The following is a 13,376-nucleotide window of genomic DNA, read 5'->3' as shown; positions in this document are numbered from 1 at the left end:
CTTACTATTAATATCATCTTACTGACTGCCTTTGTCATCACCATACGCCAAAACCAGCTCTGCCACTGTCTTTGCGACATGATGTTTGGCACTCTCTTGTGCTTTTTTTGCCATATCTAAGCATTTTTGGCGGTCAAGACCAGTTAAAATCTGTGCCAATGTTTCACCCGACAGCTCATGTTGAGGCAACAAAATCCCTGCCTCTTTGTCAGTTAAGCTCTTGGCATTGGCGGTTTGATGGTCGTCCACAGCGTGTGGTAGCGGCACAAAAATCGCTGCAACGCCCACGCTGGCTATCTCGGTTACGGTCAATGCCCCAGCACGGCAAATAACCACATCTGCCCAACTGTATGCCTGTGCCATGTCATCAATAAATGGCATGACCTCAAAGACATGACGGCTTGTGTCAATCTGTGCTTGTGAATAGGCGACCAACATGGTGTTGTGGTTATCTTTACCGCATTGATGTCGCACGGTTAGGGGCTTATCCGACAGCTTTAACAGTTCAACCACCGCTTCATTGATGGCTTTTGCCCCAAGCGAACCGCCCACCACCAGCACCTTTAAAGGCGATGTGTCCGCCACATCATAACGCTCGCTTGGTGGTTTGACATTCATAATCTCATGACGCACAGGGTTACCCACCGTGATGGGTTCATCGCCCATGCCACTAAACGCCCCATCAAAGGCTTGTAGGACTTTTGCTGAATGGGGAGCTAGGGTCTTGTTACTCATGCCAGCGATGGCGTTTTGTTCATGAATGATGAGTGGAATTTTGCACAGCTTAGCTGCTAAGCCACCCGGTGCGGTTACATAACCGCCAAAGCCGATAACCACATCTATGTTATTGTTTTTGATGATATTTTTGCTTGCCATGACCGCTTTGAACAGCATAAAAGGTAACTTAATGGCACGCACCAGCCCCTTACCACGAAGCCCTTGCATGTCAATGTGGTGCATGGTATGACCGTGTTTGGCAACAAGCTCATTTTCCATGCCCTTTGGCGTGCCAAGCCAATGAATGACAGCCCCACGCTGCAAAAGCTCGTCCGCCACCGCCAAGGCAGGAAATACATGACCACCAGTACCAGCCGCCATCATCAGTACAGTTAATTTTTTTGACATAAACTTATCCAACCAAACATTTACAGTAATAAAGGCAGTTATTTTGGATGACTTTTTACATGAACTCAAGTAGTTTTTTGCGACATTTTGTCAAGCAAATCCATACTAAATATCTGTCTTTGGATGGCTGTCAATATTGTTTTCAATAAATTTAATAAAATCCACCGCAATACTTGTACCACATTGGTCATCAATCTCACGAACGCAAGTTGGGCTGGTAACATTAATTTCGGTAATATGACCACCGATGACATCAAGCCCCACAAAATATAGTCCTTTTTGCATCAAAATTGGTGCAATTGTCTCGGCCAATTCACGCTCACGGGCTGTCAGTGGCATGGCAACGCCACGACCACCCGCCGCCAAATTGCCCCGTGTTTCGCCTTGGGACGGGATACGAGCCAAGCAATATTCTACAGGCTTGCCTCCTACGATCAGCACCCGCTTATCTCCTTCTACAATAGCAGGAATATATTTTTGTGCCATGATGGGTAATTTACCCATTTGAGTTAGCATCTCAAGTGTGGCACTGATATTAGGGCTGTCTGCTGTCAAGCGAAAAATACCCATACCCCCCATACCATCTAAGGGTTTGACGATGACATCTTGATGCTCAGTGATGAAGGCTTGAATATGCATCTGCTTGTTGGTGACGATGGTCGGCGACATCAGTTCACTAAACTGTGTGGCAAACAGCTTTTCATTACAATCTTTGACAGCCAAAGGATCATTGATCACCCAAACGCCCGCCTGCTTGGCATAATCCAGCAAATGCAAGGCATACAAAAATTTCATATCAAATGGTGGATCTTTACGCATCAAAATCACATCAAAATCCGTCGTGCAATAAGTTGCCATCTCACCAAGCTCATAAAAATTTTCAGGATTTTTAAAAACTTGTAATGGCTGAGCATCCACATTCAATGTACCCTGACTAAGCCAAAGATCATGAATTTGACAATAATACAGCTCATGCCCACGCTCATCAGCCGCCCACATCATCGCAAGCGTGGTATCTTTTTTATAACTTACTGTAGTAATATCGTCCATGACGATCAAAAATCGAAGCTTTTTCATCTCATTATCCCAATATCTTAATTATTTAACTTATTAAATATAATTATTAAAGTAATATATTAAATATGACTAAAGTATTTTATAGTATCAGCCTTTAGTTGATGCCATATTCTGCACGATAAGCCTGCATCTGAGCCAGCTCATCTTGAGATCCATGTTTGGCAACATAATCAATAATATCATCCATCGTCACCAAAGCAAGCACTGGCACTTGCAGGCTCTCAGCAAGCTCTTGAATGGCTGATCGATCACTTTGACCTTTTTCTTTACGATCAAGAGCAACAATAATACCTGCAACGCTTGCCCCAGCTTTACCCAGCAAAGTAATAACTTCACGCATGGCGGTACCTGCGGTCATGACATCGTCGACCACCCAAACAGATTTACCGTTTAAATCAGCACCAACCAGCATACCGCCTTCACCATGATTTTTAGCTTCTTTGCGATTATAACCCCACTCAGCATTAATCTGATGCTCACGCCACAACACTTGAGCGGTCGCTGCCACAAAAGGAATGCCCTTATAAGCGGCACCAAAGATGACCAGATCATCTTGATTGGCGTGTTTGGCAAGTGTATCTGCATAACCTTCTGCAAGCACGCTCAATAATTCACCTGTTGATAGTAAACCTGCATTAAAGAAATAAGGACTTTTACGCCCTGACTTTAGGGTAAACTCACCAAAACACAACACATGGTTTTTTAAGGCAACCTCAATAAACCGCTCAGGATGAAATGACATAAAAATTCCTTAATCTGATAAAATTCATACATTAAACTATTTTACTCTGTATGATCGATTTTTACAATTAAACGAAGGATCATTTCAGGCAAAATAAAAACCCAATAGGCAAGCATATTGGGTTTTTGTCAAAAAGCTTAAAATTAAGCTTTGGCAGCGGCTTGAGCAGCAGCAACTTCAGCAGCGAAGTCCTCTTGCTTTTTCTCAATGCCTTCACCAACTTCTAGGCGCTTGAAGCTAACCACAGTGGCATTTTCTGATTTTAGAACATCACCAACTTTTTTATCGTTATCCATGACATAAGGTTGGTTAACCAAAGTCACTTCATTGAGATACTTTTGTAGACCACCAGTGATCATCTTCTCAATCACTGCCTCTGGCTTGCCAGATTCTTTGGCTTTAGCTTCGATAATGTCTTTTTCACGGGCTAGGATATCTACTGGTACATCAGCTTCATTCACAGCCAACGGATTGAATGCTGCCACTTGCATGGCAACCGCTTTACCCACTTCTTCAGAACCGCCTTCAATTGAGACAACAACACCAATACGCAGACCGTGGCGATAAGCAGCAAGGTTAGCACCTTCAATCACTTCAGCACGGCGAACTTGAATATTCTCACCGATTTTTTGAACCAATGCCACACGCGCTTCTTCAACTGTTGAGCCATCACCGTATGGTAGCTGGGCAATCGCTGCCACATCTGTGGTGTTGTTTTCAAGTGCAAGCTTGGCAACTTTATTGGCAAATGCAGTGAAGTTTTCATCTTTAGCAACGAAATCAGTTTGGCAGTTTACTTCTAGTAGCAACGCTTTACCTTCACCTTGGGCAATGATAATCGCACCATCAGCAGCGATATTACCTGCTTTTTTGGCAGCTTTTGCTTGACCTGATTTACGCAGATTATCAATCGCAAGTTCGATATCGCCGCCTGCTTCTTCAAGTGCTTTTTTGCACTCCATCATGCCAAGACCAGTACGGTCACGCAGCTCTTTTACTAGCTTTGCAGAAACTTGAGTCATGTCAATTACCTTAAGTTTTAATTGAACAAAAATTTAGGATAAGCTTGGTATGACCACGCCAAACCAAGCTTAATAAATTAGTAGTTGTTAACCACTTGACCAGCTTGGTCAACTTTATCTTCAACAGGTGCGGTTGCATTTTCACGGTTGGCTTGCTTATCAGCATCAGCTGCATCAGCATGACCTTGGGTTTTAGCGTACTCTTTACCTGCAATGATCGCATCAGCCATCGCTGTTACATATAAGCTAATGGCACGAATTGCATCGTCATTGGCGGCAATGACATAGTCAACATTGTCTGGGTTTGAGTTGGTATCTACAATACCAATCACAGGAATACCAAGGTTTTTGGCTTCTTTGATGGCGATGGCTTCGTGGTCAACATCAACAACAAACAACGCATCAGGCAAACCGCCCATCTCTTTGATACCACCCAAAGCACGCTCTAGCTTTTCCATTTGGCGGGTACGCTCAAGTGCTTCACGCTTAGTCAATTTTGCAAATGTACCATCTTCAGCTTGCTTTTCTAGCTCTTTTAGACGAGTGATTGACTGGCGAAGTGTTTTCCAGTTTGTTAGCATACCGCCCAACCAACGATGGTCAACATAAGGCATGCCTGCACGCTGTGCTTGTTCACGGATTACCGCACCCGCTGCACGCTTAGTACCAACAAATAAAATCTTGTTGCGAGCCGCTGCTTGTTTATTCACGAAAGTTAGTGCTTCGTTAAATTGCTTAACGGTATGCTCAAGGTTAATAATATGAATGCGATTACGAGCACCAAAGATGTACTGGCTCATTTTTGGATTCCAAAAACGAGTTTGGTGACCGAAGTGAGCACCTGCTTCTAGCAAGTCACGCATTGAGATTTGAGTTGGGTTTTTATCTGACATAAAAAATCCTAAAAGTTTGGGTTACGCCTCCACGAAACCAAAATACCGAATCCATTAGCACGCATCCGTCACGATGACGAATTATTCAAACCAACAGACACCCCAATATTTCAAATAATTTCGTGTGTGTAGTGTAAGTTTAAAAAATACGCCCATTTAAAAAATGGACATATTATTATAGCAAATTCTTATCAAAAAGTCCAAGTAAATGTTAGATAATGGACAGTTTTTATTCAGTCATTGACTTCTAAATATTTTTGGGCTTCTTGTAAATCAACTGTCACCAAACTTGAGATACCAGCGGTTGGCATGGTAATGCCTTTTAACTCATCAGCGATTTGCATGGCAAGCTTATTATGACTAATAAAAATAAACTGAACATCATCAGCCAATTCTCTAATCAACCCTGTAAATCTGGCGACATTGGCATCATCAAGCGGTGCATCAACCTCATCAAGTACACAAAAAGGCGCAGGGTGCTGCTTAAAAATAGCAAAAATCAAACTCAATGCTGTCAAGGTTTTTTCGCCACCTGAAAGTACAGCAAGTCTTGAGTTTTTCTTACCCTTTGGTTGAGCCATCAGCACAAGCCCTGCTCGCCATTTGTCCGATTTGGGCAAGTCATCATCTGCCATCAAAGTTAAGCTTGCTTGACCACCACCAAAAACCTTTGAAAATAGTGCATTTAGCTCTTTATTTACCGCCTCAAGTGCTGTCAAAAACAGTGTTTTGGTTTTTTCGTCAATCGCACGAATGGCATCTTGAAGCTTTTTCATGCTTTGGGTGATGTCATTGATTTGCTCATCCATGGGCGAAACACGCGCCTCAAGCTCGGCAAGCTCAGCTGCAGCTGCCAAATTCACCGCACCAAGCTCAGCAATTTTACTTTTGATTTGATTTTGCCTTGCTGAATTATCGGTGAAATTTTGATTAGGATTTGTCCGAAAATCTGCCAGTTTAGACGCTAAATTAAACGATTCATCCAGACGCATAAGCTCACCGCCAATGTCTTGAACACGGCTTTCACCAACCGCTGTATCTGCACTGATCTGTGCCAAAGTTGCTTGAGCGGTGGCAAATTTGGTATGTGCCTCAGTCAGCGTTTCTTGCAATTGACTTTGGGCAATTTGCTGTGCTTTGGCTGCCAACTCATATTCATCACTAGCAATCTTAAGCTCATGACTTACCGCTTTGGCAGCTTTAAACGCCTCTTCAAGCACTGGTAGCTTTTGACTGAGTTCCTGCTGCGTGCTTTTGGTTGTCTCAATGTCCGCTTGAGTTTGTGATGCACTATGTTTTGCCATCTCAAGCAAACGCTCGGCATGGGTTTTTGCTTGCGTCAGTGTGCCAAGCTTGATTTGTAAAGCCTGATAGGTGTCATTTTGGGTTTTAAGCTTAGCAACAGCTTCGTCGATACGCACCGTCTGCACCGCCATGGCTTGATTTGCTTGCTCAACTTTAGGCTCAAGCTCCCTTAAGCCAAAATCACAGGTCTCAATCTGCATATTAAGCTCGTGTAGCTCATTTTTAATACTGCTATTTTCATCATCCAGTCGCTTAAGCTGACTGTCAATACTCTCACGGCGTGCTTTTTCAGAATCAAGTTTGGCCGTTAGTATGGTCAAGCCTTGTTCTAACTGGTGCAGCTGCTGGGTGACCACATTTTTTTGGGCAGTGATTTCTTCAAGCTCAATTTTACTGCTTTGAAGCCTTGTCAGTACTTGCTTGAGCTGCTTTTGGTCTTTTTCAAGCGAATCTTCAAGTGTGTTTAGTTCATCTTCTAGCACCTCTAGTCGCTCAAGGTGTTTTTTCCGATCACTTAAAAACTGACTGCTGGTATCACCAAGTTTTGAAAGGTGTAACATACCAAAACTGCCCACCAGCCAACCAGCTTTTGTCATAATTATCATACCAAATGGTATGGTTGTGTCCAAGTCTGTGAGCGGCTCATCGCCCACATATAAATAACAGCAGCCAAATAACTCAAGCGTAGGCATGCTAAACAGTCGATCAAAACGCACCAGTTGCTGTTGTATTGATGTTGGTAGTTGAGACAACATCTCATCGGTATAGGTTGTGTTTCTTGTTTTGCCTGATTTTAAGATCATATAATCATTATCATCCATCACATGACCTAAAACAGCCGTTGGCAGTTCATCGCTTAGACGGGCATTCAACCAAAATCCCAAAAACTGATCCAAAACATCTGCATAGTCCAAACCCATTTCTGTTAGTACCAAACTTTCTTTTAGACTTGGCAGTGCATTTAAGGCTATTGATGTATCAGCATCAGGCGGCGTCGTAATTTTATTAGACGGTATTTTAGTGTGTACCAGTTTGTGCAAAATTTCATATTCACCCATCAAACTGGCATGGCGTTTTTCTTGGCTTTGTACATGGATTTGGGATGTTTGCACTGCTTGAGTCAGCTCGTCTACAAGTGATTTTAGCATCTCATCATCATTAAGATGTTCAAGCTTTTGTCTGAGTGCCACAGCTTTTAAGGTATCAGCAGACAGCTGATTTTGCACTTCAATAGTATCGCTAAATAGATTTTTGGCAGTGATAAGCTCATCATAACGAACTTGCCATTTATTTAATCCAATCTCCAAACGCTGACGCTGAGATTGTGCCAATTTCTTGAGATTTTCAAGATTATTTTTTTCTTGCATTAGGCTACTTAGCTCATCTCGGTGCGACTGCCAAGTCAACTGCACCTCACTTTGAGCTTGCTTGGCATGGGTAATCTCATGCGTCATCGCTTCTGCTTTAGGCGTAATGACATCTAGCGATTGGTTAATTTGTAAAAGCTCGTCTTGTGCCTGATTTATCTTGGTCAAAGCTTCTTGATGCTGAGCCTGTAGGCGAGCAATTTTTTCATCATTTTGGGTAATTTGGCTATTGACTGTATAAAAATTATGCTGTGCGGTCTGCTCTGCCATCTGTGCATTGTGATAGTTGTCTTTGGCGTCATCTTTTAGCCACTGAGCCTCGGCAACACGCGCAGACAGTAGGTCAAGCTCACGGCGTACTTGATTGGCTTTAGCGTCTAGCTTGGCAAGCACCTCACCTGATTTACCCTGCTCAATCTTTTTTTGTTCGTGATGATGCCACGCTTCAAATAAGCGTCTGATTAACTCTTCTTTTTGAAGCGTTTTTAATTCATCATTTAAGGCTTGGTACTGTTTGGCAGACTGTGCTTGACGAATGAGCGTTTTGTGCTGTTTTTTTAGCTCACCTTGTAAATCTGAAAGCCTTTTAAGATTATCTTGGGTTTCGCCAAGTTTTTTTTCGGTCTCAGCACGGCGTGCCTGATAGCGAGATACGCCCGCACCTTCTTCAATAAATTCTCGAAGCTGCATGGGGCTTGACTCAACAATCCGCCCAATCATACCCTGCTCAATCACCGCATAGCTACGTGCACCAAGCCCAGTTCCCAAAAATACATCCACCACATCACGGCGACGCACTCGCTGACCATTGATAAAATAATCCGATTTACCTTCTTTAGTGACTTGACGGCGTAGTGACAGCTCTTGATATAGATTTAATTCATGGCGAATGCCGTGGGTTTCGTCTTGCGTATGTTCAAAAATCAGCTCAACACTTGCCAAACTCTTCGCAGCTCGCCCTTCAACACCTGCAAAAATAACATCGCTCATCGCCCCGCCACGCAGCTGTTTGGCAGAGGTCTCACCAAGCACCCAACGAATTGCATCGATGACATTGGATTTGCCACAACCATTTGGTCCAACAATCGCAGTAATATCGTGTCGAAAAGTAAATGTCGTAGGATTGGCAAAGGATTTAAACCCAGCCAGTTTTAAAGATTTTAGGCGCATGAAAAACCAAGACAGATGATAAAAAAGAGTCGTATTTTAGCAAATTTTGCCTAAGTATGCTAATCGCAAAACTCAAATCATCGCAAAAAACCATCACCAATTTTGGTGATGGTTTTAACGCTTATTACATATTTGCCACCAAAGACTTTCGTTTGGGTACAGCATCAATCAGCTCAAGCAATGCCCGCTGATATACATTTCTTTTAAACGGTACAACACCCGTCAAAGGAAACCAATAACTCACCCATTGCCAGTCGTCAAATTCAGGTACGCCCACATCAAAACGAATGTATTTGGTATTAGCTTCATCCAGATATAACAAAAACCATTTTTGTTTTTGTCCAATGCACAAAGGCTCCTGCCCTGTACGCAAATAACGCTTAGGCAAGCGATAACGCAACCAATCACGGGTGACTGCCAGCACTTTGACATGCTCAGGATGCAGCCCCACTTCTTCATACAGTTCACGATACATCGCATCTAGTGGTGTTTCGCCATGACTGATACCGCCTTGAGGAAACTGCCAACTGTCATGACCGATACGCTTTGCCCACAAAAGTTGCCCGTGTGCATTTACCAAGATGATGCCGACATTTGGACGAAATCCGTCTGCATCAATCATAATCAAACTCTTAATATATAGGAGATACCCAGCATTGATACCTTGTTATTGAAAATTGATAACAATTGACAATTTTCATTCATGGTTACATGACAAATGGCGACATCTTATGGCTTAATGGCAAAAGCTTGCTTGATAAAAAACCATCAAACTTGACCTTTTTGCTTGAAGACTGACGATTATCCTGATGTTTAAACAGGGATTTTCATGATAAGTACCAAAATCAGATAGCTCCAAATTCATTTAAATTTCATCAAAAACTTTTGATGAATGACTTGTTGTCTATTAAACCAAAAAACAGTACAAAAGTATAGGGTTTTATCCAAGCACCCTGACATCGGATTTTGGTTTAACCAACCTATCAGTTGCCTCATTTGGGTCGTGATTTTTGATAATGATAAGATTTTAACTCGTCCAAAAATCGATTGGCGAAACTAAAATCAATAATTTGGTAAATGGTTTGCCAAACGCTGCCAAACCAAGTAAAATGAATGCTATAAAAAGTAAAATTTAACATAAAAAGAGTTTGATATGGCACAATTAGACGCAGAACTGATTTGGGAAGATGGCGTACATTTTATTGGTACTTCACCATCAGGGCATACCATACATCTTGACGGTAATAAAACCGCTGGTGCAAGTCCAATGGAGCTGATTTTATTAGGGCTTGGTGGTTGTGCCAGTTATGATGTTGTCACCATCATGAAAAAATCTCGTCAAGACATCACGGATGTCCGTTGCCAAATGCATGCCCACAGAGCCGATACTATCCCTGCAGTATTTACCGATATTCACTTGCATTTTGTGGTAACTGGCAGCGATATCAAAGAATCGCAGCTTGCCAAAGCCATTGAGCTGTCTGCCGAAAAATACTGTTCAGCCTCACGCATGTTATCATCAGGCGGGGTGAATATCACTCATGATTATGAGATTATTGAGAAATGATCGCTGCACTGTTTGCTGATACCAATATCAAGCTTACCATCATCTTGATGGTCATCGCCTGTCTATTACCTTTTGTGTGTGCCGCTCTTGCCAAATATTTGGGTGGTTATAACATAAAAGACAATCAAACACCTCGTGAGTTTTTGGCAAATACTCACGGAGCCGCCGCAAGACTCAATCACGCTCAGACCAATAGCTTTGAAAGTCTGCCATTTTTCTTAGCCTCTGTACTCATTGCACTTTATACTTTTGTGCCTGTTAGTATCATCAATATACTGGCAACAGGTTATCTTATCTTTCGCATCTGTTTTATTATGAGCTATGCAACCAATTTATCCATCTTGCGTTCAGTGACATGGATGTTTTCATTGAGCTGTTGTATCATGCTTTTTATTTTGGCATATCAAATGGGTATTTAAGATTGACAAGATAACAATTAACAAAAATATCTTTGCAGTCCCTTTAATAACAGCTCTTCGTCTACCTGAATATGTTTTAGATGTGGTCTTAGCATTTGTGCACCGCCACCTGTCAATATCATCTCAAAATTTGGATAATTGGCTTGCACACTGGCGACAGCACCCACCACCCCAAATAAGACCCCATGATTTACAGCGTCATCGGTGGTCGTACCAAGACTTAACCCATCAAATCGCCCTTGTTTAACATCAATTTGCTGTGTTCCTGCATATAACGCATGACGCTGCATATAAACATTGGGCAAAATATAACCGCCCAAATGTTCACCTTCATCAATCATATCAATCGTTAATGCCGTACCACAACCAACCACACATTGTTTATGACCATTTACTGCACCAAGCATCTGTAACCATCTATCCACACCCAATTGTGATGGCTCATAGCGACTACAAAGCATTGGGTGGCGATGATTCACCTTGGCAAATTCAAAAGGCACACCAAGCTCTTTTAAAGTTTTGGTGATGGCATGGTTAATTTTTTCGCCCAATACACTGGATATTCCTACAAAATTTGGCTCAAATTGTGTAAACACCCCAAGCAAACCCAATAAAAGTTCATTGGGGGCTTTTAGATGTTCTTTAGCATCTGATAAGATAATTTGACCATTGTTAATCAGCCAATATTTTAACCGAGTATTGCCCAAATCAAGCCACAGCACCATCTCATTTTGCCTCTGATTATTTTTTCTATTTAAAAAGATTGATTTAAAAAATTTTCAAGTCATCATCTTGGCCGTACCAGCAAAGATTGTTTGTATGCCTTGCTCATTTTGTACCAATAACGCCCCTCGTTCATCAACACCAAGGCACTTTCCTGATAAACGATTACCCGTATCATCATTTTGGGTAAATATTTCTACCTGTCGATCTGTTAATAGATGCATCTGATTGAATTGATTGATAAAACCAGTTGCTGTTTTTTGAGATGTCATCAATTGATGATGATGAAAAATTGCCCGACAAATGGCTTGGCAAATGGGTTGATATAAATCTTGAGCTGATGGCAATGCCCCCAATGATGGATACCAAAGCATATTTAGACTGGTCGCTTGATAAGTACCGCTTTGAATGATTGGTGCGTGTTGAACATTCATGCCCACACCAAAAACCAATCCTACCAAGCTGCGATGGTCATTTTTAGCAACAAAAATCGGCTCTATCAAAACCCCTGCCAATTTCCAAAATCTTTGGGAATCTTCATCAAAAACCCCCAAGTCATTTGCCCATTTAACCCCAATTTTCGGCAAATTCATCGTCTGTCGGATTTGATTCATCTGTGTTATGATTGGCATTTTTATCAAATAAAAACCCACCAGCAAAGAGATTAAACCAGATAATTGATTGATACCAAAATCCTGCGTTTGACTTTGCATTGGTACATATAACGATAAAAAAACCGCGCCTTGACTACTCACCCAAGAACGACCATGTTGTCCACGACCCAAACTTTGGTGGTCAGCTGTCATCAGATGTAACAGGCTGTGCGATTTTTCGCCCCGTATCACAGTATTTTTTAGCTCAGTATTTGTGCTTAAGATGCTGGCATGATGTTCATGATGGTTTTGGATGGTTTGCCACAGTTGGTCAAAGTTGCTTTGGTTAACATTCATCAGATGACAATTTACGACAAAGATAATAAAAGTGCGTTATAATAGCACAAATTTAAAGAAATAATGGATGAATGTCGATGATTTATATCTGGTTTGCAGCAGCTGGTATCATTGCTGGGCTGTGTGCAGGGCTATTTGGTGTGGGTGGTGGCATGGTGATTGTGCCTGCACTGATTTGGATTTTGGCAGCATATGGTATGCCAACTGATATCGTACCTCATGTTGCTGTTGGTACAGCATTAGCAACCATCATCTTAACTTCTATCAGCTCGATGACTGCACACCATAAGCGTGGCGGTGTACGCTGGGAGATTTTTAAGAATATGTCAAAAGGCTTAGTACTTGGCAGCTTATTTGGTGCTTGGGTTGCAACGCTGATTAGCGGTGCGGCATTACAAGCAATTTTAGGAGCTGGGGCTATCTTAGTGGCGATCAAAATGCTGTTTTTCCCCAATCAAGAAAGACTAGACATACCACCACCGCCTGCTTATAAACAAGGGTTTGCTGGCGTTGTCATCGGTATTTTATCCGCCATCTTTGGTATCGGCGGCGGTAGCTTAACTGTGCCTTATTTAAGCCAAAATGGTGTTCCCATGCGACAAGCCGTCGGTACATCAGCCGCCTGTGGCTTGCCCATTGCTTTGGCAGGAGCATTTGGTTTTATTTGGTTTGGGCATCAAGTTGGTACTGCCAATATTGATGGTTTGATCGGATTTGTGCATATTGGAGCATTTATTACAATCAGTATTTTAAGTTTTATCATGGCAAAAGTTGGTGCCAAGTTGGCTCACGCTCTACCCGCTCAAACTCTTAAGCGTGCTTTTGGCGTACTGTTGATGATTGTAGGCGTACGGCTAATTATTGGCGGACTTTAAGACTTTAACTAATACTGTCATACTTCATTATAACAAGCATCGGTCTATGACAGGTGCTTTTTTAAACGGTAAATAACCAAAAACCCCAAGCAGCTGCTTGGGGTTTAATATGGTGGCGAGAGGCAGGATCGAACTGCCGAC

The 13,376-nt window shown here is 42.1% G+C and carries 12 protein-coding genes; 3 read left to right on the top strand and 9 right to left on the bottom strand.

The annotated features are described in order from the left end of the window. Window positions 1–18 precede the first annotated feature (18 nt). The 7 genes from murG to HMPREF2573_RS01815 form a co-directional block, all read right to left on the bottom strand. On the bottom strand, window positions 19–1,125 hold the full coding sequence (gene murG / locus HMPREF2573_RS01845; protein ID WP_070472358.1) for an undecaprenyldiphospho-muramoylpentapeptide beta-N-acetylglucosaminyltransferase: 1,107 nt from the start codon (window positions 1,123–1,125) through the stop codon (window positions 19–21). 105 nt (window positions 1,126–1,230) lie between these two features. Next, window positions 1,231–2,202 (bottom strand): glutathione synthase, encoded by a 972-nt coding sequence (gene gshB, locus HMPREF2573_RS01840; RefSeq protein ID WP_003656454.1) that lies wholly within the window; start codon window positions 2,200–2,202, stop codon window positions 1,231–1,233. Window positions 2,203–2,296: 94 nt separating this feature from the next. Beyond that, window positions 2,297–2,944 (bottom strand): orotate phosphoribosyltransferase, encoded by a 648-nt coding sequence (pyrE, locus tag HMPREF2573_RS01835; protein ID WP_003665971.1) that lies wholly within the window; start codon window positions 2,942–2,944, stop codon window positions 2,297–2,299. Between the two features lie 143 nt (window positions 2,945–3,087). Continuing rightward, window positions 3,088–3,966, bottom strand: a complete 879-nt coding sequence (gene tsf, locus HMPREF2573_RS01830; protein ID WP_003656458.1) for a translation elongation factor Ts — start codon at window positions 3,964–3,966, stop codon at window positions 3,088–3,090. A 77-nt stretch (window positions 3,967–4,043) separates the two neighbouring features. After that, complete coding sequence (rpsB, locus tag HMPREF2573_RS01825; RefSeq protein ID WP_003656460.1) at window positions 4,044–4,859, bottom strand: 30S ribosomal protein S2; 816 nt, start codon at window positions 4,857–4,859, stop codon at window positions 4,044–4,046. Window positions 4,860–5,092: 233 nt separating this feature from the next. After that, window positions 5,093–8,701, bottom strand: a complete 3,609-nt coding sequence (smc, locus tag HMPREF2573_RS01820; RefSeq protein WP_070472355.1) for a chromosome segregation protein SMC — start codon at window positions 8,699–8,701, stop codon at window positions 5,093–5,095. Window positions 8,702–8,825: 124 nt separating this feature from the next. Then, window positions 8,826–9,323, bottom strand: coding sequence for an RNA pyrophosphohydrolase (locus HMPREF2573_RS01815; RefSeq protein WP_003656465.1), 498 nt, complete (start codon window positions 9,321–9,323; stop codon window positions 8,826–8,828). A 531-nt stretch (window positions 9,324–9,854) separates the two neighbouring features. Here HMPREF2573_RS01815 and HMPREF2573_RS01810 point away from each other — a divergent pair. Together HMPREF2573_RS01810 and HMPREF2573_RS01805 are read left to right on the top strand one after the other, a co-directional pair. Continuing rightward, a complete protein-coding gene (locus tag HMPREF2573_RS01810) occupies window positions 9,855–10,268 on the top strand; it encodes an OsmC family protein (RefSeq protein ID WP_003656469.1) in 414 nt (137 codons plus the stop codon). Next, the gene (locus HMPREF2573_RS01805) at window positions 10,265–10,687 is read left to right on the top strand and encodes an MAPEG family protein (RefSeq protein WP_049155703.1); all 423 of its coding nucleotides are present in this window, start codon (window positions 10,265–10,267) and stop codon (window positions 10,685–10,687) included. The genes HMPREF2573_RS01810 and HMPREF2573_RS01805 overlap by 4 nt, the downstream gene beginning before the upstream one ends. A gap of 17 nt (window positions 10,688–10,704) precedes the next feature. Here the strand turns inward: HMPREF2573_RS01805 and HMPREF2573_RS01800 are convergent, their stop codons facing one another. Beyond that, window positions 10,705–11,412 (bottom strand): pantothenate kinase, encoded by a 708-nt coding sequence (locus HMPREF2573_RS01800; RefSeq protein ID WP_003656473.1) that lies wholly within the window; start codon window positions 11,410–11,412, stop codon window positions 10,705–10,707. A gap of 54 nt (window positions 11,413–11,466) precedes the next feature. Further along, a complete protein-coding gene (locus tag HMPREF2573_RS01795; RefSeq protein WP_003656475.1) occupies window positions 11,467–12,360 on the bottom strand; it encodes a biotin--[acetyl-CoA-carboxylase] ligase in 894 nt (297 codons plus the stop codon). Window positions 12,361–12,437: 77 nt separating this feature from the next. Between HMPREF2573_RS01795 and HMPREF2573_RS01790 the strand changes: the two genes are divergently transcribed. Then, window positions 12,438–13,235, top strand: coding sequence for a sulfite exporter TauE/SafE family protein (locus HMPREF2573_RS01790; RefSeq protein WP_003656477.1), 798 nt, complete (start codon window positions 12,438–12,440; stop codon window positions 13,233–13,235). Window positions 13,236–13,376: the final 141 nt, after the last annotated feature.

It is taken from the genome of Moraxella sp. HMSC061H09 (assembly GCF_001809255.1).
Lineage (GTDB): Bacteria > Pseudomonadota > Gammaproteobacteria > Pseudomonadales > Moraxellaceae > Moraxella > Moraxella catarrhalis.
This window is presented reverse-complemented; position numbering and strand designations above follow the sequence as displayed.